Origin of the sequence: Mycobacterium sp. E735, assembly GCF_001666955.1 — a bacterium.
Taxonomy (GTDB): Bacteria; Actinomycetota; Actinomycetes; order Mycobacteriales; family Mycobacteriaceae; genus Mycobacterium.
In genome coordinates this window covers 1-20739 of record NZ_LZIX01000158.1, presented here as the reverse complement: position 1 = coordinate 20739, position 20739 = coordinate 1, and the positions used below count along the sequence as shown (strand labels likewise).

Annotated in this window: 25 protein-coding genes; 19 read left to right on the top strand and 6 right to left on the bottom strand. The window is 68.5% G+C overall.

The window, feature by feature from the left end; genetic code table 11:
- From A5704_RS12590 to A5704_RS12555, 8 genes are all read left to right on the top strand, one after another.
- Positions 1 to 971 (top strand): diacylglycerol kinase (locus A5704_RS12590; RefSeq protein ID WP_067889259.1); only part of this gene is annotated, 971 nt, incomplete at its 5' end.
- A 16-nt stretch (positions 972 to 987) separates the two neighbouring features.
- A complete protein-coding gene (locus A5704_RS12585; RefSeq protein ID WP_067755234.1) occupies positions 988 to 1728 on the top strand; it encodes a glucose 1-dehydrogenase in 741 nt (246 codons plus the stop codon).
- A 39-nt stretch (positions 1729 to 1767) separates the two neighbouring features.
- Positions 1768 to 2358 carry a TetR/AcrR family transcriptional regulator gene (locus A5704_RS12580; protein WP_067755231.1) on the top strand — a complete coding sequence of 197 codons (591 nt, stop codon included), beginning with the start codon at positions 1768 to 1770 and terminating at the stop codon, positions 2356 to 2358.
- 99 nt (positions 2359 to 2457) lie between these two features.
- Positions 2458 to 3210: a cysteine hydrolase gene (locus tag A5704_RS12575; RefSeq protein ID WP_067889254.1), complete on the top strand. Its 753-nt coding sequence runs from the start codon at positions 2458 to 2460 to the stop codon at positions 3208 to 3210.
- Positions 3197 to 4141 carry an aldo/keto reductase gene (locus A5704_RS12570; RefSeq protein ID WP_067755225.1) on the top strand — a complete coding sequence of 315 codons (945 nt, stop codon included), beginning with the start codon at positions 3197 to 3199 and terminating at the stop codon, positions 4139 to 4141. Before A5704_RS12575 ends, A5704_RS12570 begins: the two co-directional genes overlap by 14 nt.
- Before the next feature lie 18 nt (positions 4142 to 4159).
- Entirely contained in the window at positions 4160 to 4753 is a 594-nt protein-coding gene (locus tag A5704_RS12565; RefSeq protein WP_067755346.1) for a DNA-3-methyladenine glycosylase I, read from the top strand.
- Positions 4754 to 4771: 18 nt separating this feature from the next.
- A complete protein-coding gene (locus tag A5704_RS12560) occupies positions 4772 to 6112 on the top strand; it encodes an FAD-binding oxidoreductase (protein WP_067755222.1) in 1341 nt (446 codons plus the stop codon).
- Positions 6113 to 6146: 34 nt separating this feature from the next.
- Positions 6147 to 6497: a hypothetical protein gene (locus tag A5704_RS12555; protein ID WP_067755218.1), complete on the top strand. Its 351-nt coding sequence runs from the start codon at positions 6147 to 6149 to the stop codon at positions 6495 to 6497.
- On the opposite strand, the gene A5704_RS12550 is transcribed toward A5704_RS12555, so the two are convergent.
- The 4 genes from A5704_RS12550 to A5704_RS12535 form a co-directional block, all read right to left on the bottom strand.
- On the bottom strand, positions 6494 to 7036 hold the full coding sequence (locus A5704_RS12550; protein ID WP_067270068.1) for a TetR/AcrR family transcriptional regulator: 543 nt from the start codon (positions 7034 to 7036) through the stop codon (positions 6494 to 6496). The two genes, A5704_RS12555 and A5704_RS12550, sit on opposite strands and share 4 nt — an antisense overlap.
- Before the next feature lie 28 nt (positions 7037 to 7064).
- Positions 7065 to 7901 carry a thioesterase family protein gene (locus tag A5704_RS12545; protein WP_067755215.1) on the bottom strand — a complete coding sequence of 279 codons (837 nt, stop codon included), beginning with the start codon at positions 7899 to 7901 and terminating at the stop codon, positions 7065 to 7067.
- A 13-nt stretch (positions 7902 to 7914) separates the two neighbouring features.
- Positions 7915 to 8733: an SMP-30/gluconolactonase/LRE family protein gene (locus tag A5704_RS12540; protein WP_067889251.1), complete on the bottom strand. Its 819-nt coding sequence runs from the start codon at positions 8731 to 8733 to the stop codon at positions 7915 to 7917.
- Between the two features lie 64 nt (positions 8734 to 8797).
- Positions 8798 to 9274 carry a polyketide cyclase gene (locus A5704_RS12535; protein ID WP_067755485.1) on the bottom strand — a complete coding sequence of 159 codons (477 nt, stop codon included), beginning with the start codon at positions 9272 to 9274 and terminating at the stop codon, positions 8798 to 8800.
- A 133-nt stretch (positions 9275 to 9407) separates the two neighbouring features.
- Here A5704_RS12535 and A5704_RS12530 point away from each other — a divergent pair, with 133 nt between their 5' ends.
- The 4 genes from A5704_RS12530 (at position 9408) to A5704_RS12515 (ending at position 13249) form a co-directional block, all read left to right on the top strand.
- The gene (locus A5704_RS12530) at positions 9408 to 10289 is read left to right on the top strand and encodes an acyl-CoA thioesterase (protein ID WP_369827113.1); all 882 of its coding nucleotides are present in this window, start codon (positions 9408 to 9410) and stop codon (positions 10287 to 10289) included.
- Between the two features lie 15 nt (positions 10290 to 10304).
- A complete protein-coding gene (locus A5704_RS12525) occupies positions 10305 to 11225 on the top strand; it encodes an LLM class F420-dependent oxidoreductase (RefSeq protein ID WP_067889248.1) in 921 nt (306 codons plus the stop codon).
- The gene (locus tag A5704_RS12520) at positions 11225 to 12400 is read left to right on the top strand and encodes an acyl-CoA dehydrogenase family protein (RefSeq protein ID WP_067755478.1); all 1176 of its coding nucleotides are present in this window, start codon (positions 11225 to 11227) and stop codon (positions 12398 to 12400) included. The genes A5704_RS12525 and A5704_RS12520 overlap by 1 nt, the downstream gene beginning before the upstream one ends.
- A 120-nt stretch (positions 12401 to 12520) precedes the next feature.
- The gene (locus A5704_RS12515) at positions 12521 to 13249 is read left to right on the top strand and encodes a ZIP family metal transporter (protein ID WP_067755474.1); all 729 of its coding nucleotides are present in this window, start codon (positions 12521 to 12523) and stop codon (positions 13247 to 13249) included.
- Here A5704_RS12515 and A5704_RS12510 read toward each other — a convergent pair.
- Together A5704_RS12510 and A5704_RS12505 are read right to left on the bottom strand one after the other, a co-directional pair.
- Complete coding sequence (locus tag A5704_RS12510) at positions 13246 to 13929, bottom strand: DUF427 domain-containing protein (RefSeq protein WP_067889245.1); 684 nt, start codon at positions 13927 to 13929, stop codon at positions 13246 to 13248. The two genes, A5704_RS12515 and A5704_RS12510, sit on opposite strands and share 4 nt — an antisense overlap.
- 50 nt (positions 13930 to 13979) lie before the next feature.
- A complete protein-coding gene (locus tag A5704_RS12505; RefSeq protein ID WP_231969072.1) occupies positions 13980 to 14936 on the bottom strand; it encodes an SDR family NAD(P)-dependent oxidoreductase in 957 nt (318 codons plus the stop codon).
- Between A5704_RS12505 and A5704_RS12500 the strand changes: the two genes are divergently transcribed.
- The 7 genes from A5704_RS12500 to A5704_RS12470 all read left to right on the top strand — a co-directional run.
- On the top strand, positions 14905 to 16074 hold the full coding sequence (locus A5704_RS12500) for a CaiB/BaiF CoA-transferase family protein (protein WP_067755450.1): 1170 nt from the start codon (positions 14905 to 14907) through the stop codon (positions 16072 to 16074). The genes A5704_RS12505 and A5704_RS12500 overlap by 32 nt on opposite strands.
- Before the next feature lie 130 nt (positions 16075 to 16204).
- Positions 16205 to 16795 carry a hypothetical protein gene (locus A5704_RS12495; protein ID WP_067755448.1) on the top strand — a complete coding sequence of 197 codons (591 nt, stop codon included), beginning with the start codon at positions 16205 to 16207 and terminating at the stop codon, positions 16793 to 16795.
- Positions 16795 to 17499 carry an NIPSNAP family protein gene (locus tag A5704_RS12490; RefSeq protein ID WP_067755446.1) on the top strand — a complete coding sequence of 235 codons (705 nt, stop codon included), beginning with the start codon at positions 16795 to 16797 and terminating at the stop codon, positions 17497 to 17499. The genes A5704_RS12495 and A5704_RS12490 overlap by 1 nt, the downstream gene beginning before the upstream one ends.
- Before the next feature lie 62 nt (positions 17500 to 17561).
- Entirely contained in the window at positions 17562 to 18737 is a 1176-nt protein-coding gene (locus tag A5704_RS12485; RefSeq protein ID WP_067755488.1) for a cytochrome P450, read from the top strand.
- Between the two features lies 1 nt (position 18738).
- Complete coding sequence (locus tag A5704_RS12480) at positions 18739 to 19707, top strand: zinc-binding dehydrogenase (RefSeq protein ID WP_067755443.1); 969 nt, start codon at positions 18739 to 18741, stop codon at positions 19705 to 19707.
- Positions 19708 to 19709: 2 nt separating this feature from the next.
- Positions 19710 to 20474 carry an HpcH/HpaI aldolase/citrate lyase family protein gene (locus tag A5704_RS12475; protein WP_067755439.1) on the top strand — a complete coding sequence of 255 codons (765 nt, stop codon included), beginning with the start codon at positions 19710 to 19712 and terminating at the stop codon, positions 20472 to 20474.
- On the top strand, positions 20464 to 20739 hold a 276-nt coding region (locus tag A5704_RS12470; protein ID WP_067889256.1), incomplete at its 3' end, for a nuclear transport factor 2 family protein. The genes A5704_RS12475 and A5704_RS12470, both read left to right, overlap by 11 nt.

Below are 20739 nucleotides of genomic sequence, written 5' to 3'. Positions count from 1 at the left end.
CCGGTGAACTCTGCGGCGTCGCCCTGGAACCCGGTGTGGTCACCGGGGTGACGGCCGTCTCGGACCTCGACGCGCTGCTGGCCACCCGGCCCGAGTGCGTCGTCTACTGCGCGATGGGCGACACCCGGCTGCCCGAGGCGATGGCCGACGTCATGCGCATCCTGGCCGCCGGTGTCAACGTCGTCGGCTCTTCGCCCGGGCTGCTGCAATACCCGTGGGGCGTGATGCCCGACAAGTACATCGGCCGCGTCGAAGACGCTGCCAAGCAAGGCAATTCGAGCATCTTCATCAGCGGTGTCGACCCGGGATTCGCCAACGACCTGATCCCGTTCGCCCTCGCCGGGACCTGCCAGCGCGTCGAGCAGGTGCGCTGCATGGAGATTCACGACTACGCGAGTTACGACGGCGCAGAGGTGATGCACTACATGGGGTTTGGCCGTCCGATGGACGAGATCCCGATGCTGCTGCAACCGGGCATCCTCAGCATCGCCTGGGGCACTGCGATCCGTCAGCTGGCCGCCGGCCTGGGCATCGAGGTCGACGAGATCACCGAGTCCTACCAGCGGGAGCCGGCGCCGGAGGACTTCGATATCGCGGTGGGCCGGGTCGCCAAGGGCACCGTGGCGGTGCTGCAGTTCGAGATCCGCGGCATGGTCAAGGGCCACCCCGCGATCGTCATCGAGCACGTCACCCGGCTGCGGCCCGACTTGCGGCCGGACCTGCCTCAGCCCGCCGCGGGCGACGGCTCCTACCGCGTCGAGATCACCGGGGAGCCGTCGTACGCCGTCGACATCATCCCGAGCAGCCGCAAGGGCGATCACAACCACGCGGCGATCGCCGGCGCCGCGGGCCGCATCGTCAATGCGATCCCCGCGGTCATCGCGGCACCGCCCGGCATTCGGACCACGCTCGACCTGCCGTTGGTCACCGGCAAAGGCCTTTACGCACCAACCACTTTGGTGAGCACTTAAATCGAAAGGAGTCCCTGTGGGACGGGTAGATGGCAAGGTTGCGCTGATCAGCGGGGGCGCCCGGGGGATGGGCGCCGAGCATGCGCGGCTGCTGGCGTCCGAGGGCGCCAAGGTGGTGATCGGCGACATCCTCGACGACGAGGGCAAGGCCGTCGCCGACGAAATCGGTGACGCCGTTCGCTATGTCCACCTCGACGTGACCCAGCCCGACCAGTGGGAGGCCGCCGTCGAGACCGCGGTCAGCGAATTCGGCAAGCTCAACGTGTTGGTCAACAACGCCGGGACCGTCGCGCTCGGACCGCTGAAGAGTTTCGATCTGGCCAAGTGGCAGAAGGTGATTGACGTCAACCTGACCGGAACCTTCCTGGGCATGCGGGCGGCCGTCGAGCCGATGATCGCCGCGGGCGGCGGGTCGATCATCAACGTGTCCTCCATCGAGGGGCTGCGCGGCGCGCCAATGGTGCACCCGTACGTCGCCTCCAAGTGGGGGGTGCGCGGCCTGGCGAAGTCCGCGGCTTTGGAGCTGGCGCCGCACAACATCCGCGTCAACTCGGTGCACCCCGGCTTCATCCGCACCCCGATGACACAGCACCTGCCCGACGACATGGTGACGATCCCGCTCGGCCGCCCGGCCGAGTCGCGGGAGGTGTCGACGTTCATCCTGTTCCTGGCCAGCGACGAGTCGTCCTACTCGACTGGCAGCGAGTTCGTCATGGACGGCGGGCTGGTGACCGACGTGCCGCACAAGGCGTTCTAGACCGTCGAAGATAGGCGACCGGTCGGCTACCATCGAGGAATGCCGCGTCCGCCGAATCCCGAGGTGCGCCGTCGCCTCCTTGCCGCGGGGCTCGAACTGGTGCACGCTCGGGGATTTTCCGCGAGTGGTGTCAAGGACATCACCGACGCGGCGGGCGTCCCGAAGGGGTCGTTCTACGCGTATTTCCCAAGCAAGGAAGCGTTCGCGGCGGCGATCCTCGAGCATTACTGGGCCGACATCGAGGCGCGCCTGCTGCCGATCCTCGACGAAGCCGGTCCGGCACAGGACCGGATCACCCGCTTCTTCCATGCCCTTGCCGACGAGCACGAGGCCGGCGATTTCCTGCTTGGCTGCCTGATCGGCAACCTGTCGCTCGAGCTGGGCGGTTCGAGCGAGCCGGTGCGCGCCGAACTCGTGCGCATTCTCGATCGCTGGGGCGCCGCCCTCACCGAGTGTGTGCGGTCCGGGCAGCGGCGCTCCGGTGGCGTCCGTCGCGACCTCGCCGCTCCCGAACTCGCCTCCCAACTGATCGAGGCGTGGGAAGGTGCGGCCCTGCGGGGGAAGGTGACCCGCAGTAGGGCCCCGTACGACCGATTCGAGGCGACGACGGTCCAGGCGCTTCTGCACTGATGTGGTCGGCGGCGGAATCGTTCACGGGCGCCGCTTGTTAAATAGACGACTGGTCATTTATTATCGAGGGACCACCCCTTCCGACCCCGAGGACGCGCCATGCCGGAGCCAACCAGAGACGCCGACCCCCAGACGCCTGGGCTGCCCGCTTCCGGCTTCGAGCTCGACCTCGACCGCGCCGCGCTGGTTCTCATCGATCCGCAGATCGATTTCCTGAGCCCGGCGGGCGCCGCATGGCAGGTGTTCGGCGACGGCGTCCGGGACAACGACGTCGTCGCCCATATCGGCGAGTTGCTCGACGCCGCGAAACGGGCGGGCATCACCGTCGCGGTGTCGCCGCACTACTTCTTTCCCACCGACAAGAAGTGGCGGTTCGGTGATCCGCTGGAGAAGTTCATGGACTCCGCCGGCATGTTCGCGCGCCAAAGCGCCTACGCGGCAGACGGATTCGTGGGCTCCGGCGCCGATTTCCTGCCGGCCTACCGCAACCACATTCACGACGGCCGGACCGTCATCGCCTCACCCCACAAGATCGTAGGCCCGGAATCGAATGACCTGGTGCTTCAGCTGCGCAAGCGCGGGGTCAGCCAGGTCGTCCTGGCGGGGATGGCCGCCAACCTGTGCGTCGAAGGCCATCTCCGCGAACTCATCGAGCAGGGCTTCGAGGTGGCCGTCGTCAAGGATGCCACGGCCGGCCCGCGCCTGCCCGAATGTGACGGCTACCTCGCCGCTTTGGTGAATTTCCGATTCCTCGCCAGCGCCGTTTGGACCACGTCCGAAGCCGTCGCCCTGCTGACCAACCCGGTAGATCCGTCGAAAACAAAGGAGTCCGAACGCCATGGCACCGAATGAAAGTCTCAGTCAACGCAGGTTCGTGCTGAACGACGGGAGCGGCGCGATCCCGGCGCTCGGGTTCGGCACCTCGCTGTCCGACAACACCAAGACGCGTGATGCCGTAAAGACCGCGGTCCAAGCGGGGTTCCGTCACCTCGACGCCGCCGAGCGGTATCGGAACGAAGCCGAGGTCGGTGCGGCCCTCAAAGATCTGTTCGCGCAACGAGCGGTCCGCCGCGAGGAATTGTTCGTGACCACCAAGTTGTGGAACAACAACCATCGACCGGAGCGGGTGCGGCCCGCCCTGCGAGCCAGCCTGGACAGGCTCGGGCTCGACGCGGTCGATCTGTATTTGGTGCACACCCCGTTCGCTTTCAAGCCGGGCGACGACCAAGACCCCCGTGACATTCACGGGGCCGTCGTCTACGACGACGGGGTCACCCTGGCGGAAACCTGGGCGGCGATGGAAGACCTTGTCGACGAGGGCCTTACGCGGGCAATAGGCCTCTCGGACATCGACGCCGACGGCACCAGAAAGATCATCGAGACCGCGCGCATCAAGCCGGCGGTCGTGGAAGTCGAGTCGCACCCGTACCACCCCCAATGGGAGCTGCACCAGCTGCGCGAGACCGACGGCATCATCTTGTTGGCCTTCGCCTCACTCGGGCACGCACTCGAACCGCGGCTGCTTGAGGACCCTCTCGTCGTATCGATCGCGCGGCGGCTCGGCAAGACGCCCGCCCAAGTGCTGCTGGCCTGGGGCATCCAGCGCGGCAGCGCGGTTCTGACCGCATCGGTTTCACCGCCGCGCATCCGCGAGAACTTTGATGTCACAACGCTTCCCGACAGCGCGATCCAAGAGATCAACGAACGTCTGGAAACTCGGATCCGGTTCAATTCCGTCGTCGACGCGGGTGAACCGGGATTCGCCGAGGTACCTCGGGGCTAGGGTCGTGTCGTGAGGGCGATGGCCGGCGTCGGCGTGCCGACCCACCTTGCCAGCGTGATACCCGGTCCCGACGGCGTCACCCGCTGCCGGTGGGCCACCCAAACGGGCCGCGATCTGACCGCGTATCACGATCACGAGTGGGGAACACCGACACACGACGAGGCCTTGCTCTTCGAGGCGCTGGTGCTGACTTACTTCGAGAACGGCCTGTCGTGGGCGACCGTGTTCGACAAGCGGGACAACCTGCGCAAGGCGTTCCACGGCTTCAACCCGGCGGCGGTCGCAGCAATGACGCCCGGCGACGTGCAAAGGTTGATGACCGATGCGTCGATCATTCGCCATCGCCGCAAGATCGAAGCCACGCTACACAACGCCCGCCTGTTATCGACGCACTCGTTGTCGCGTCTGGCCTGGCAGCATCGACCCCACAGCCACCATCGGCTCCGAACCTTCAGCGATGGCCGGCTGGTGAGTCCGGAATCGCGCCAGCTGTCAACAGCGTTGCGAGAAGCGGGTTTTCGGATGGTCGGACCCGTGGTCGCCCACTCGTTCATGCATACCGTCGGGATTGAAAACGGTCATTTCGAGGGCTGTTTCCGTGCCCCGGCGTGAGGTGCTATAACCGCGAGCATGCTGCGCAGCCTGGCCGAGGTAGTGGGATCGAACCACGTCGTCACCGATCCCGATGTGCTCGCGGGCCGCAGCGTCGACCACACCGGCCGCTATCGGGGCCGGGCCAGTGCGCTGGTGCGCCCCGGCTCGGCCGAACAGGCCGCCGAGGTGCTGCGGGTCTGCCGGGATGCCGGGTCCCACGTGACCGTGCAGGGCGGGCGCACGTCGCTGGTGGCGGGCACCGTCCCCGAGCACGACGATGTCCTGCTGTCCACCGAGCGGCTGCACGCCCTCGACCCTGTCGACACCGTCGAGCGCCGCATTCAGGTGGGCGCGGGCGCGACTCTGGCCGCGGTGCAACGGGCCGCGGGGGTCGCCGGCCTGCTGTTCGGCGTGGACCTGGCCGCGCGGGACACGGCGACGGTCGGGGGGATGGCGTCGACGAACGCCGGCGGGCTGCGCACGGTCCGCTACGGCAACATGGGCGAACAGGTCGTCGGCCTCGAGGTGGCGCTGCCCGACGGCTCGCTGCTGCGCCGCCACAGCCGGGTGCGCCGGGACAACACCGGCTACGACCTGTCGGCGCTGTTCGTCGGCGCCGAAGGCACCCTGGGGGTGATCACCGCGCTGGAGTTGCGCCTGCACCCCACCCCGGCGCGGCGGGTGACGGCGATCTGCGGGTTCGACGACCTGGCGGCGCTGATCGATGCCGGCCGGACGTTCCGGGACGTCGACGGCATCGCGGCGCTGGAACTGATCGACGGCCGGGCCGCCGCGCTGACCGGCGAGCACCTCGGGGTCGGCTCACCGGTCGACGGCGACTGGCTGCTGCTGGTGGAACTGGCCGCCGACCACGACCAGACCGACCGGCTCGCGGACCTGCTCGACGGCGCGCGAATGTCCTCCGAACCCGCGGTTGGCGTGGATGTCGCCGCGCAGCAGCGGTTGTGGCAGGTGCGTGAATCACTCGTCGAGGTGCTCGGCGTGTACGGGCCGCCGCTGAAGTTCGACGTCTCCCTACCACTGTCGTCGATCGACGAATTCGCTGCGGAGGCAGTCGATTTGATCGACGCCCACGCGCCGGAGGCGCTGCCCGTGCTGTTCGGCCACATCGGCGAGGGCAACCTGCACCTCAACGTGTTGCGCTGCCAAGTCGAGAGGGAGGAGGCGCTGTACAGGCCGATGATGGAACTGATCGCGCGATCCGGCGGCAACGTCAGCTCCGAACACGGCGTCGGCACCCGCAAGCGGGGTTACCTGGGCATGTCCCGCGAGCCCGCGGACGTCGCGGCGATGCGCACGATCAAGGCCGCGCTGGACCCGACCGGCTACCTGAACGCCGCGGTCCTGTTCGACTGATCGTTCTTGCGCCGCCTGACATAAGCTGGGATCCATGGCATCCGGGATCTTCGACACGCCCATCGTCGGAGTCGTCAACAACTTGTTCAACGGCATGATCGACGCGCCCGTCGTCGGGCGACTGGTACGACGCGGGCTGATCAAGATTCGCTACGTCGGCAGGCGTTCGGGCAAGACGATCCAGACCCCGGTCGGCTACCGCCGCTCCGGTGACGGCATCGTCATCAACGTCATGTCGCCCGATAACAAGACCTGGTGGCGGAACTTTCTCGGCGAGGGCGGTCCGATCACGCTGCTCAACTTCGACGGCGCGGACCGGACCGGACACGCGAGCGCCAGCCGAGACGAGAAGGGCCGCGTCAAGGTCGCGGTGCAGCTCGACTAATCGGACGGCGGCTTGATGCCGACCGCGTGCCGCAGCTGCGCCAGGAACTGATCGGCGTCGTCGCTGGGGACGATGTAGTGCGAGATCGCGATCCGGATGACGGTCGCCGCCTTCACCGCGGCGTTGGGTCCGGGCAGGTGGCGCTGGAGGCCCTCCCGCATCTGCGGGATGACCCCGGAGAACTGGGCGATGGTGTGCTCGGGCTCGACGTCGACCATGCGGACGCCGGAGTACGAGTGCTGGTACTCGACGATGAACCGCAGCACGGCGTCGAGCTTGTCGACCCCCTTCAGGCCCGCGGTGGCCCGCACCAGGCCGCTCTCGAAGATCTGCCGCTCGTAGCTCGAAAAGGCGGACAGCAGTTCCTCTTTGGACGCGAACCAGCGGTAGAGCGTCGGGCGGGAAACCCCCGCCTGGGCGGCGACGTCGGAAAGGCTGAGTTTGGTCTTGCCGTTGCGGCCGAGCACCTCGGCGGTGGCGTCGAGGATCCGCTGACGCGTCGAGGTGTCAGGTTCTGCGGTCTGGGCCGGCCGGCTCATATCTGCAACTCTACGAAGTGGTGGAAGGTCATTTCGCTCCCCGGCCGGACTTGGGCGGGCGCGGGCGCACCAGGACGGACTGCTGGATGGCCCCGACCGCGCCCTGCTCGTCGAACAATGTGCCGACCGTGGTGCCGACGCCGTCCGGGCCGTAACTCGTCTCGGCGCGGATGCCGATCCAGTCCCCGTCGGGAACCCGGAACACGTGCACGGCCAGATCGGTGTTGAGGAAGGTCCATCGGCTGATGTCCAGCTTGCTGCCGATGCCGTTGGCGCAGTCGGCGACGGCGAACAGGCGCTCCAGCGGTGTCATGCTCTCGCCGGTCACCAGGTCCACGGTCGGGTGAATCCACGACTCGCCCGGGCCCTCGCTGAGCGGTTCCGTCAGCCACAGCCAGTCGAGGCTGTGCACGTAGTTGCGGTCCCAGTCCCGCGCCGTCAGGTTGCGGTCGCGTGCCTCGCTGCGCGGCGCGGGCATGTCGGGCGCGGCGTGGGCCACCTCCCGGGTGTCCAGCGTCTGCAACCGCCAGCCGCTGGCGCGCGCCACCGGGCGGGGCTCCCCGTCGGGACCGGGCGCCAGCATCTCGGCCCCGACCAGTTCGATCTGCTTGCCCCCGCGCTGCACCCGCGCGTTGACCCACAGGTCACCCTCGGCGGGAACCCCGCCCAGCAGGTCGATGACGACGCGGGACAGGCGGGTGTCGTCGCGCTGTTCGCACCGCTCCAGGGCGCGGACCAGCAGCGCGGACACCGGCCCGCCGTGCTGGATCGCGGCCGACCAGGTGCCGCGCGCCAGGTCGGTGGCCCGGAACTTCTCCCCCAGCGGGTCGGCGCCGTCGACGAGCTCGTAGTAGGAGTCGGTCATCCTCAATCTCTCGTCAGGGCAGGCCGGCGCCGGGGGTGGTCACGGTGACGGCGTCCAGCCGGGACAGCCGGGTCCCGACCAGGCGCTGGGGATAGGCGTCCGTGCTGGACAACAGGAACAGCGTCCGGCGCTCGGGGCCGCCGAGAGCGCAGGCGATGGCGACGCGCTCACCCATGTCGATGCGGTCGGTGACGGCGCCGCCCTCGATGATCCGCTCGAATTGGTGGGCCAGCGTCATCGACGCCCACACCGCGCCGTCGGCGTCGAGCGCGATGCCGTCGGGCGGACCGTCGAGGCCCTCGGCGAAAACGCGGCGGTCGGCCAGCCCGCCGTCCTCATCGATCGTAAACGCGGTCAGCCGCCGGCCGATCGACTCGGCGACGATCAGGGTCCGGCGATCGGGCGTGATCACCATGCCGTTGGGAAAGTCGAGTTCTTCGGCGACGACGCGGGCGCTGTCGTCCGGGTCCAGCCGGATGATGCAACCGCCGCGCAGCGCCTGGCACCCGATGTAGGCCCGGCCCGCGTCGTCGATGACCATGTCGCCGAGGTTGGCCGGCGCCAGGTCGGCGAGATCGGCGATGACGTCGACCGTCTCACCGTCGTAGCGGAGCACCCTGCGGTCTTCGGCCGAGACGATCAGCAGCGATCCGTCGGGCCGGAAACCCAGTCCCGAAGGCGAGTGCCCGGGCAGCGGCAGCGTGGTCACCGACCCACCCATGGTCGAGGTGTGCACGGCCTCGCCCAGCATGTCGGAGAACCACAGCAGCCCCTCGAACCAGCGCGGGCCCTCGCCGAAGCAGAAGCTGTTGGCCAGCGGTTCGGGAATCATCCGCGCACCCCCTCCACCGCTTTACAAAACACCGCCAAAGTGTCATGCACCGCGGGTATCGGTGTCAATCTCGCGACTTGGCGAGTTCGCCCGCGACGGCCTCGTGGTACGCGTCGATCTTCGCGGGATTGACCTGCTGAAAGAGCTGATCCGGCAGCGGGGCGTGCTTGAAAGCCTCGATCGTCATCGTCCGCGAGAACAGCGTGACGTCCTGGCCCGGCCTGGTGAACCGGTACGCCACCGTGATGCGGCCCTCCATTCCGCCGTTCCCGTCCCGGTCGTGCCCCAGTCGCCCGATCGAGGTGAACACGAAGAGCGTCGGGCGCACGGCGGCCGCCAGTTGCCAGGTGAAGATCCGGTCACTGTCCGGTCCCGCCTCCTCCCAGGTGTCGCCGACCCGCAGCGGGAGCTCCGGGAGGCCGCCGATGTGCGCGCTGCCGGGATAGGTTTTGGTCCAGTTCTCCGGATTCGTGACAAAGTCGTAGACGGTCTCGGCGGACTGGGTGAATGCGGTCTCCGAGGTGCTGGTCACGATGCCCAATTGCGTTGCCTCCGTGTGTTTTCCGTCGGTGCGTCGACGCGTCGTGCCGCGGCCTAATTAGCCAAGCTTTACAAATCCTACTCAAAGTGTCACGCTGAGCCCAAAGCTGCTAGCGCGAGAGGTGGAGCGGGACTTGACCACGGATTCTGAGCAGACTGAGTGGACGGTGCAGGGCCTGCTGGATCTGTTCGACGTGCAGGCCGACGGGCAGGACCGGTTCACCGGCGACACCGGTATAGCCGGCGGCGACGAACGGCAGGTGGTGGAAGGCACCCAGGTGCTCGCCCAGGCGATTGTCGCGGTTGCCAAGCGATTCCCGGACAAGTCGGTGCGCTCGGCGCACGCGGTGTTTTCCCGCGCCGTGACCGTCGGTCCGCCCATCGAGCTCGTCCTCGACGTCGTCGCCGAGGGCCGGTCCACCGCCACCGCGGTTGTCGCCGTGCAGCAGAACGGGCGGCGCTGCCTGAGCATCACGGCGCTGGCCGACGTCCCGACCGGCGACGTCATCCGCCATCACCTGCCGCGCCCCGACGTGACCGGGCCCGCCGGCGCCAACCCCTCGCCCATGCCGATGGTCGGGCGCGAACTGCGCCTGGTCGACGTCGTCGACGTCAACAGCCCCGACGAGGTCGGGCCCCCGGAACTGCACGCGTGGCTGCACTACGACCCGATTCCGGAACGGGACGACCTGGCCAAGGCGCTGCTCGCCTACTTCACCGGCCACCTGGGCATCTCCACCACAATGCGGGCGCACCCGGGCATCGGCACCGCCCAGGCCCACCTGACGGTGTCGACTGCCCCGATGAGCATCTCGGTGGCGTTCCACGAACCGGTTCGCTGGGACGGCTGGCTGCTCTACACCCACGAGAGCACCCAGGTCGGCGCGGGAATGTCCTACGTGCGCGGCACGGTGCATTCCGAGGAGGGCGAGCTGCTGTGCTCCTTCGCCCAAGAGGCGCTGATCAGGCCGCTGCGCACCAGCGACACGGCGATCGACTCCCGCGCACGGTTCTAGCGGCTGGTCCCGGTCATGCGCTTCACCATCACCCACCCGATGCACAGCCACCCGTACAACCCGGAGCTGGTGAGCGGCGACGGCATCGGCAAGGTGGCCGCCGCCACCGAAGCGGCGGGCATCCACGGGTTCGGCTTCACCGATCACCCGGCGCCGTCGCAGCGGTGGCTGGAGGCCGGCGGACACGACGCGCTCGATCCCTTCGTCGCGCTGGGTTTCGCGGCCGCCACCACGAACACGCTGCGGCTGATCCCCAACATCGTGGTGCTGCCGTATCGAAATCCGTTCGTGGTGGCCAAGTCTGGCGCCACGCTGGATCTGCTCTCCGGCGGCCGGTTCACGCTCGCGGTCGGTGTGGGGTACCTCAAGCGGGAGTTCGCCGCGCTCGGCGTGAGCTACGACGAGCGGGCCGAGCTGTTCGAGGAAGCGTTGCAGGTGATCCGGGCGGTCTGGACCGGAGACGACATCACCTACGAGGGAAGGCATTTCAGTGCCCGCGGGATCACCGCGCACCCCCGGCCGGTCAGCGACCCGCACCCGCCGATCTGGATCGGGGGCAACACGTCGTCGGCACGCCAGCGCGTGGCGCAGTACGGTGACGGCTGGTGCCCGTTTCCGGCGCCGCCCCAACTGGCCCAGACGGCGGGAACCGCCGTCATCGACTCGGCGGCACGCCTGCGCGAGGGCATCGAGGACCTGCGGCGGCGCTGCGATGCCGCGGGCCGGGACTGGTCGGCGATCGACATCACCTTCACCAACTTCGAGGGTGGCAGCATCACCGACGACGACTTCAACGCGGACGCCTACCTCGACGGTTTGGACAAGCTGGCGAAGCTGGGCGTGACGTGGGTCAGCGTTCACCTGCCCGGTGACAGCATGGCCCATGCCCTCGAGACCCTCGACCGCTTCCGCACCCTGGTGATCGACGCGGCCTGATGGACTTCTCCCGCGTCGAACTCTCACCCGAGGACCAGAGCTTCCGTGACGAGACCCGGGCGTTCATCGCGAAGCATGTCACCGACGAGGTGCTCCATCGTCAGCTGGAGTTCGGCGAAAACTTCGACGAGCACGTGCATTTGGCGCTGGGCGAGGCAGGCTACCTGGAATCGGACTGGAAGCTGGAGTCCGAGGGCGGGTTCAGCCCGGTCCGCCGGCGCATTTTCCAGCTCGAGATCGCCCGGGCCCACACGCCGTGGTATCACTGGGGCACCACATCCGTGGTCGCACGGCTGGTGCGCCAATTCGGGGCGCCGGAGCTCGCCGACCAGGTGGTGCCCGGTGTGCTCGCCGGCGAGATCCGGCTCTGCCTGGGCTACACCGAGCCCGAAGGCGGCTCCGACGTCGCGACTTGCAAGACCCGCGCCGTGCGCGACGGCGACGGCTGGATCATCAACGGCTCCAAGATGTTCACGTCGAACGCCCAAAACGCCCGGTACGTCTTCCTGCTCACCAACACCGACCCGCAGGGGCGCAAACACAGGAACCTCACCATGTTTCTGGTGCCGCTGGACTCGCCCGGGATCGAGATCCAGGGCATCCGCACCCTGGACGGTGACCGCACCAACATCGTCTACTACAGCGACGTCCGCGTCGACGATCGCTACCGCATCGGCGAGGTGAACGGCGGTTGGACGGTGATGCGCGCGGCACTGGACTCCGAGCACGGGATCGTGGACCCGGAAGACCATGGCCTGCAATACATTGCCGCGATGTCGGCGCACGGCGACCTGATGGCCGAAGTCGTCGACACCGTCGTGGCGGTCGCCGCTCAACCCGGCCCCGACGGCCGGCGGCCGCTGGATGACGACTCGGTGAAATACCGGCTCGGGCGCGACGTCGCCCGGATGGAGGCGGCGCTGAGCGCCCCCGGGATGTTCGGGCGGGTCGCAATCGCGCAGACGATGCGCGACGTCACGCCGGACCTGATGGACATCCTCGGGACAGCGTCGGCGTTGCCCACCGAAACTGCGGGCTCGGCCACCGACGGTGCGGCAGAACATCTTTACCGGCTGGCGCTGCCGCTGGGGATCTACGGCGGCACCCTGGAAGTCTTCCGCAACATGATCGCCCAGCACGAGCTCAAGCTGGGACGCCCCAGCTACGGCGGCTAGCTCAGAAGCGCTTCGCTAGCGGCACTTTCGCGGCCCCGACTCGCGGGTGCGCCGGGTCGCCGATCGCCGGGTGTCGCGCTACCTTTTCACCGGTACCGGTCGCAGAGAGGTGGGCCCGCAGTGGTTGTTCTCGTGGCCCTCGGCTCGTTCATCACCACGCTGCTGGGTGGTTATGCGGCGTTGCGGATCGGTTCCTACCGCTATCTGGTGCTGGGGTTGGCGGCGGGGCTGATGCTCGGCGCGGTCGGCTTCGACCTGCTGCCGGAGGCGTTGAGCCGGCAGTACTGGGTCCTCTTCGGCATACCGGCTCCGCTGCTCACGTTCGTCCTCGGCTTTCTGGTCCTGCACGTCATCGAACACACGGTGGGCATCCATCGCGGTGACGGATCGGAGGATGCCGGTGAGCCGGATGCGCCCGGCATCGGGATCCTCGCCGCGTCGGGTCTGATCGGCCACAGCGTCATGGACGGATTCGCCATCGGCGCCGCATTCCAGGCGGGAGCGGCCGCGGGCGCGGTGGTGGCGGTCGCGGTGATCGGCCACGACTTCGCCGACGGCTTCAACACCTACACCGTCACATCGCTCTACGGCAACGACCGGCGGAGGGCCCTGACCCTGCTCGGCGCCGACGCCGTGGCACCGGTCGCCGGGGCGGCTCTCACGCTGGCGGTGACGATTCCCCATCGCCTGCTCGAGGTGTATCTCGGGTTTTTCGCGGGCTTCCTGATGTATTTGGCCAGCGCCGACATCCTGCCGAGGGCACATGCCGGCCATCGCACCGCGGCGACCCTGGCATGCACACTCGGCGGGGTGCTGTTCATGCTGGCGATCGTCGGGCTGGCGAGCTAGCCGCCGGTGTGCGGGAGCTCGGCCACCACGTCCGCCCGGGCGAGGTCGAAGCTCAGAAATCCCTTGATGGGCAGGCTTTCCGGTGGGGGATCCGCATAGCTCCAGGCGATGTCGTCCACCACGCGGCCGTCGACGTCGGCAGACCAGTACGTCGCGAAACCTTTGTAGTTGCAGTAGCTCAGCGTGTCCGACCGGCGCAGCAGATCGGTGCGCACGTGCGCCGGATCGACGTAAAGCCTTGGCGCCAGCGAGGTTTCGAACAGGATCACGGTGTCGTCGGTGTCCACCAACACCGTTCTGGCGACCGAGACGCGCAGGCGGCGGCGGGTGGGGCGGCAGTCCACGCGGTGATAGGGATTCGGCGGGTAGTGGACGAGTTCGCGGCCCTCTTCCAACCAGTTGTCGACGGCGTCCCAGGGCACGTGCACGAAGCCCGGTGCCTCCGGCTCGGGTTCGGTGGGCAGGTCGCTGACCTCCTCGGCGCGGAAGACGTAGCTGAGCGGGCGCCCCCGCCGGTGCACCAGCAGCGCCCCTTCGGTGTCGATCACCGCGCGCCCGTCCTGGAACGCCTGCACGCGACGCGGATGAGGCTCGATGAAAACGACGTCGGCGGGCAGCGGGGGCGAAAACCGCCCGGCCGGATCACTACTGAGCGGACCACGTCCGGCTACCAGGCTCATGGTGTGAGGCTAGACCTTTGTCCGCCGGGCCGGATCACGCCTGGACGGGCTCAGTGATCCGCATCGAGCAGCGCCGCGTACTGGCGCTCGAGCACCTTCGTGGCGCCGCTGCCCCAGAGCTCGGCCAACGACCGTGACAGCGGGTCGGGGAAGATTTCGTCATCGTCGTTCTCCACCCCTTCAAAGATCGCGCGTGCCACCGATTGCGGCGAGGCCTTCGGTATCTCGAGGCCGCGGGTCATCTCGGTGTCCACCGGCCCGGTCAGCACGGCATGCACCCGAACCCCCTGTCCCGCCAGGATGGCGCGCAGCGACTGCGTCATGGAGAACGCGGCAGCCTTGGAGACGGAGTAGGCCGGTATGAGCGGCAAGGGGGCCAACGCGTTCACCGAGAGATTGTTGACGATCGATCCCCCGGAACGCACCAACAACGGCAAGAAGGTCCGGATGACGGCGTAGGTGCCGAAAAGATTCACCGCGAGATGCTGCTGCAGCGCCGAGGGGTCGCTCAAGTCGTCGTAGAGCGCGAGGCCGGCGTTGTTGACGACGATATCGAGCGAGTCGACCCGTCCGGCCGCCGCCTCGAGATGAGCCTGGTCGGTGATGTCCAGGGTCAGCGGCGTCACGCGCGGATCGCTGTTGTCCGGCAAAGCCTTTCGGGTACCCACGTACACCCTTCCGGCGCCTCTGTTCAACGCTTCCAAGGTCAGCGCGTGCCCGATGCCGCGATTGCCACCGGTGATCAGAATCGCTTTGCCCGCAACTGTGGCCACGACCGTCTCCTTTCTCGTTGGGTTGCGGCGGCCCGCACTTCTGGAGGGCTCACCGCCGCGAGCCGTCGCAGATGCCCGCATGTATTCCGATACACAGCGGCGCGCAGAATCATCGTTCGGCAGATCAGGACTCCGCCGATAGCGGGCATGAAATCCCGAAGGATGCGTGCGCTTCGGACGGCCAACCGGTAGGAACTTAGGCATGGCGGGACCGATGGAGGGTGTCAGGGTCATCGAGCTCGGGGTATGGGTGGCCGGGCCGGCGGCCGGCGGCATCCTGGCCGACTGGGGCGCCGACGTCGTCAAGATCGAACCACCGAGCGGTGACCCCGGGCGGCTGTTCGGCCGGATGCTGGGCTGCGACCTCGGCGTCAACCCGCCGTTCGAAATGGACAACCGCTCCAAGCGCAGCATCGTGTTGGACCTCGCGGAGGAGGCGGACCGCGACACCGCGTTCGAATTGCTCGCGGACGCCGACGTTTTCGTCACCAATCTGCGGCCCGGCGCGTTACGACGCCTGGGGCTGGACTTCGAATCGGTGGCGACCCACAACCCCCGCCTGGTCTACGGCCTGATCACCGGCTACGGCGAAACCGGGCCCGACGCCGACCGCGCCGCCTACGACGTGGCGGCCTTCTGGTCGCGCGCCGGCGTGGCACACCTTCTGACCCGCCCCGGTGACACCCCGCCGTTCCAGCGCGGCGGCATGGGAGATCACTCGGCCGGCATGACGCTGGCAGCGGCGATCTGCGCGGCGCTGGTGGCGCGGCAGCGCACCGGGACCGGCCAGCTGGTGACCACCTCGCTGTACCGCCAGGGCGCCTACACCGTCAGCTTCGACCTGAACACCTACCTGCTGACCGGCCAGCCGATCGCGATCGGGCAGCGGGAATCGATGGGCAACCCCTGCATGAACAACTATGCGACCGCCGACGGGCGGCGGTTCTGGATCGTCGGGCTCGACGTCGACCGGCACTGGCCGCCGCTCTGTCGCGCCGTCGGCCATCCGGAATGGCTGGAGGATCCCCGGTTCATAGACGCCTACGCGCGGTTCTTCAACGCGGCGGAATTGATCGCCGAGTTGGACGCCATCTTCGCCACCCGGACCCTCGACGAATGGGCGCACGTCTTCGCGGCCGAACCAGACTTCTTCTGGTCACCGGTGAACGCCCTCGAGGACGTCGTCGCCGACGAGCAGTTCCACGCCGCCGGCGGCATCGTCGACGTGCCGGACGGGGAAGCCGGCGTCGCGATGGTGGCCACCCCGGCCGATTTCCACGGCACACCCTGGACACCGCGTTCTGCGGCACCGGAACTCGGGCAGCATACCGAGGAAGTGCTGGCCGAACTCAAGGCGCGACGCGACTCGTGACCACCGGTCGCGCCTTTACAAATTTGCTCCCAAGTGTCACGCTGTCCGGTGAGCCGCGTGAGGCGGCCCCAGCCCAGGACAAGCGTTGCGGTAAGCGCCAGTTTCGGTGCGGCGGTGAGGAACGGATTGAATGGTCACGTCCACGTTCGACATCAGCCATGGCGGCCGGGTCAAGGCCGCCCGCGGCCGCGCGGACGGCGATTGTCTGCGCTATCGGCTCGACGTCATCGCGGCGAGTGCCCGCGACGTCGTCCAATCGGCCGGCGGGTGGCTCTATGACCGGGCGATGGCCGGTTGGCGGGTAACCGTGCTACTGCCGGATGGCAGCGACACCCGATCACTGCGGATTCTCGGCGTGCAGGCGCTGGACGTGGAGGAGTACTTCGCCACCAGGGACCCGGCCGCGACGAGTGAGAGCCTGGCGGTCAGCGCCGAGGCGTTCGCGGCGGACGCGCGGGTGCGCGAACAGGTGCTGGAGTCGCTGGACGACCGGATGACCGAAGTCGCGTTGTGGGGCCAGGCGCCGACCGGATGGCCACTGCGCGTCGATCGCGGGGTGGCCCGTGCGCAGTACCGGCTCAGCGCGGCCGCGCTCAGATTCAAGGGCCACGCGCTGGCGGCGGCCGGAATCGATTGCCCCACGGTCTATTCCACCGAGACGCTACTCTGCGACTTGGCAACCTGTGGTCGCGGCGACTCGGGGTTGGTCCGGCTCGACTGATGAAGAAGTACTTTCGCCACACACTGCTCTACCTGCACGAGACCATTTCGCTGGGCACCGGCCGCGCCGACCACTTCACCGAGGTCTTCTCCGACACCTACCGGCCGATGATGGTCGAGCTCGGCGCGCGCCTGTTCGCGATCTGGGAGACCACGCCCTACAACGGCCACTGGCCGCAGGTCACGATCATCTGGGAGATCGACGGGTTCGACGACTACGCGCGGATCGGGGCCGCCCAGGCACGCGGCGGCAGCCACGAGGCCGCGGCGGGCAAATGGTCGGCCTTCCTGGCCGACATCGGCGCCGCCGGCGAGGGCCGAATCATGTACCCCGGGCCCAGCAACAAGACCCTCGCCCAACTGCGTGAGGCCAATTTCGCTGCGCCGCTGGTGATTCAGGAGATCATGCAAACCAAGCCGGGGCGTCAAGACGATTACATCCGTGAACTCGAGCGCCTCTACGTCCCTTGGTCGGAACGCACCGGCAAGCGCTGGCTGGGCTCGTTCACCACGACCTTCCGCTACAACGAGGTGATCCACTACTGGGCGTTGGACGGCGGCTGGGAATGCTTCGCCAACCACTACCCTTCGTGGAAGGACAGCCCGCCCGCCGAGATCGTCACCTGGATGAGCGTGGCGCCCGCCCTACGCGAGGGCTGGGAGGACTCGATCCTGCAGGCCCTACCGCCCTCACCGCTGCAGTGACGGGGCAGCCAGCGGCCCTGGACTTCACCGACTTCGCCTACGACCCCTTCGACGCGCGGGTGATGGCGAATCCGCTGCCGTACTACCGAATCCTGCGCGACCACCATCCCGTCTACTACATGCCGCAATGGGACACCTTCGCGCTATCGCGCTTCGAGGACATCTGGCAGGTGCTGGAGGTCAACGACGGTACGTTCGTCGCGTCGGAAGGCACCCTGCCGGCGGCCTCCGTCCTGGCCAAGCACAACACCGGCCCGGTCGACGACCCGCCGTTGCATCCGCTGCCGTTCCACGCGGTGTTCGACACGGACCTGTACGCGGAGATCCGGCGCGCACACTCCCAGCCGCTGCGCCCCAGGTCGGTCGCGGGCTGGGAGGCGCGGATCCGGCGGCTGGCCAACGACCGGCTCGACGAACTGTTGCCACGCGGTTCGTTCGATCTGACCCAGGACTACGGCGGCATTGTCGTGGCGTCCGTCGTATGCGAATTGCTCGGCATCTCAACGGACCTCGCGCCAGAGGTGCTGGCCGCCGTCAATGCAGGCAGCCTGGCCGAGCCCGGTGTCGGGGTGGACACCGCCGAGGCGCGGCCCAACTATTTCGAATACCTGCTGCCCGCGGTGCGGCGCCGTCGAGCCGACCAGTCCGGCGAGCCGCTCGCCGTCGTCGACGGCCTGCTCGGCTACCGCCTGCCCGACGGCAGCCCGCTCGACGACGTGGAAGTCGCCACCCAGATGCTCTGCATCTTCATCGGTGGCACCGAGACGGTGCCCAAGATCGTCGCCCACGGGCTATGGGAGCTCGTCCAGCGGCCCGACCAGCTGGCGGCGGTGCGTGCCGACCCCGACAACAACGTGCCCGTCGCCCGCGAGGAGATGATCCGGTTTTGCGCGCCGGCGCAATGGTTCGCCCGAACCGCGCGCAAGCCCTTCACCATCCACGGCGAAACCATTCGGCCCGGGCAGCGGGTGATCACGCTGCTCGCCTCCGCCAACCGCGACGAACGCGAATATCCAGAGCCCGACGAATTCATCTGGGACCGGCCCATCCGCCGCTCGCTGGCCTTCGGCCGCGGCCAGCACTTTTGCATCGGCTACCACCTCGCCCGGCTGGAGGTCGCTGTGCTGCTGCAGGAATGGCTGCGGCGGGTTCCTGAGTTCGAGATCCAGGCGGACACCGCCAGGCGGTTGCCGTCGAGCTTCCAGTGGGGTTGGAACAACATCCCGGTGGAGGTCTGACGTGTGGTCCTACCGGATCATCGCCCCCTATCAGTTCGAGCGGACCGCGATCGCGGAGAAGACTCCCGAGTGCCTCGCCGACGGCCAGGTCCTGCTGCGGTTCATGGCGGCCGGCGTGTGCGGCAGCGACCTGCCGGCCTTTCGCGGCGCCCGCGGTCGTCTCCCGGGCGACGACGGGACCAGCGCGGCCGAAAAGGACGGCTTCCCCATCCATGAAGTCGCCGGCGAGGTGATCGCCAGCCGGCACCCCGCGCACCGCCCCGGCGACCGGGTTGTCGGCTGGGCCTCCGGGTTCGACGGCATGATGGAACGCGTGGTCAGCAACGGCGATGGCCTGGCTCCGTATGACCCGGTACTGACTCCGGCGCAGGCGGTCGGCCTGCAGCCGCTGGCGTGCGTCCTCTATGCGTGCGAGCAGCTGCCGGATCTGGCCGGCAGGCACGTGGCGATCATCGGGCAGGGATCGATCGGCCTGCTGTTCTCCTACGTCGCCAAGGCGGCAGGGGCCCGGCGCGTCACCGGGGTCGACCCCGTCGACCGGTCAAGCGTGGCAACCGCATTCGGCGTCGACGACCCGGTGCGCGCCACCAGCGACCGGTGGACGAGCCAACTCGCCGCCGGTGACCGCGCCGATGTCGTCATCGAGGCCGTCGGTCACCAGGTCGCAACGCTCGGCCACGCCATCGAGGCCACCGCGCCCGGTGGCACGGTGTTCTACTTCGGTGTCGCCGACGACGACGCCTATCCGATCAACATGCGCGCCATGCTGCGCAACAACCTGACGCTGAAATCCGGTGTGACACTGGACCGGAGGCGGGTGCTCGAGCTGGCCGGTAAGTTCGCCGCCGAACACGCCGGACTGCTCGCCACCTATCTGACGCACACGTTCGGCGTGGACGACGTGCAGGGCGCCTTCGAGTTGGCCTGCCGCCCCGTCCCCGAGCGCGTCAAGATCGCGATCGGAGAGTGAGCGTGACCGACGACTCGCGGAGCGCGTTGCAGCGGGCGCTGCACCGGGGCGGCCCGATCTGGGGTGGCTGGATCACCGGTCCCACACTGCTCGGCCCGGAGGAATTCGCCGGCGCCGGCTACGATTACGTGGGTTTCGACGCCCAGCACGGCTACCTCGACGACGCCGACATCGCCGGCATGCTGCGCCGGATCGAACACCTGCCCATCGGCACTGTGGTGCGGCTGCCCAACGCCGACGCGGCGCCGATCGGCCGCGTGCTGGACGCCGGCGCGGATGCCGTCGTCATCGCGATGGTCGAGTCGGCGGACCAGGCCGCCGCTGCCGTGGCAGCCACCCGCTACCAGCCCGCGGGCATCCGCAGCTTCGGCCCGCTGCGCGCCAGCCTGGGCCGCGACACCGCCGCGCTGGAATCCCGGGTCAGCGTGTTCGCCATGGTCGAGACCGCCTCGGCGCTGTCCGGCCTCGAGGAGATCTGCGCCGTCGACGGGCTCGCCGGGCTCTACGTCGGGCCCGCCGATCTGGCGCTCTCGCTGGGCGTGGATGTCGTTGGCGCGACCAGGCATCCGGCCGTCCTGGACGCCATCGTGCGAACCCACCGCGCGGCCACCGCGGCCGGGCTGGTGACCGGCATCCACGCCGGGGACGGCACGACGGGCCGGGCCATGGCGAAGCTGGGGCTGTCGATGATTACGCTGACGGCCGAATCGCACGCCCTGCGCCGCGGCGCCGCCGAGCACCTGCGGGAGGCGAAGCATGACGCATGACCGGGCCGCGATTCGCGAGCTGCTCGCCGGCTACGCCCTGGCCCTCGACGCCAACGAGATCGACGAATGCCTGGACCTGTTCACCCCCGACGCCGAATTCCTGGTCTACGGAAGGGTCTTCGCCGGCTACGAGGGAATCGGGAAGATGTTCCGGGACGCCCCGCGCGGATTGCACCTGACGGGGGTCTCCCGGGTCGACGTCGACGACGATACCGCCAGCGCCCGGTCGCAGGTGCAGGTCGCCCGCCCGCACGAACAGGACCCA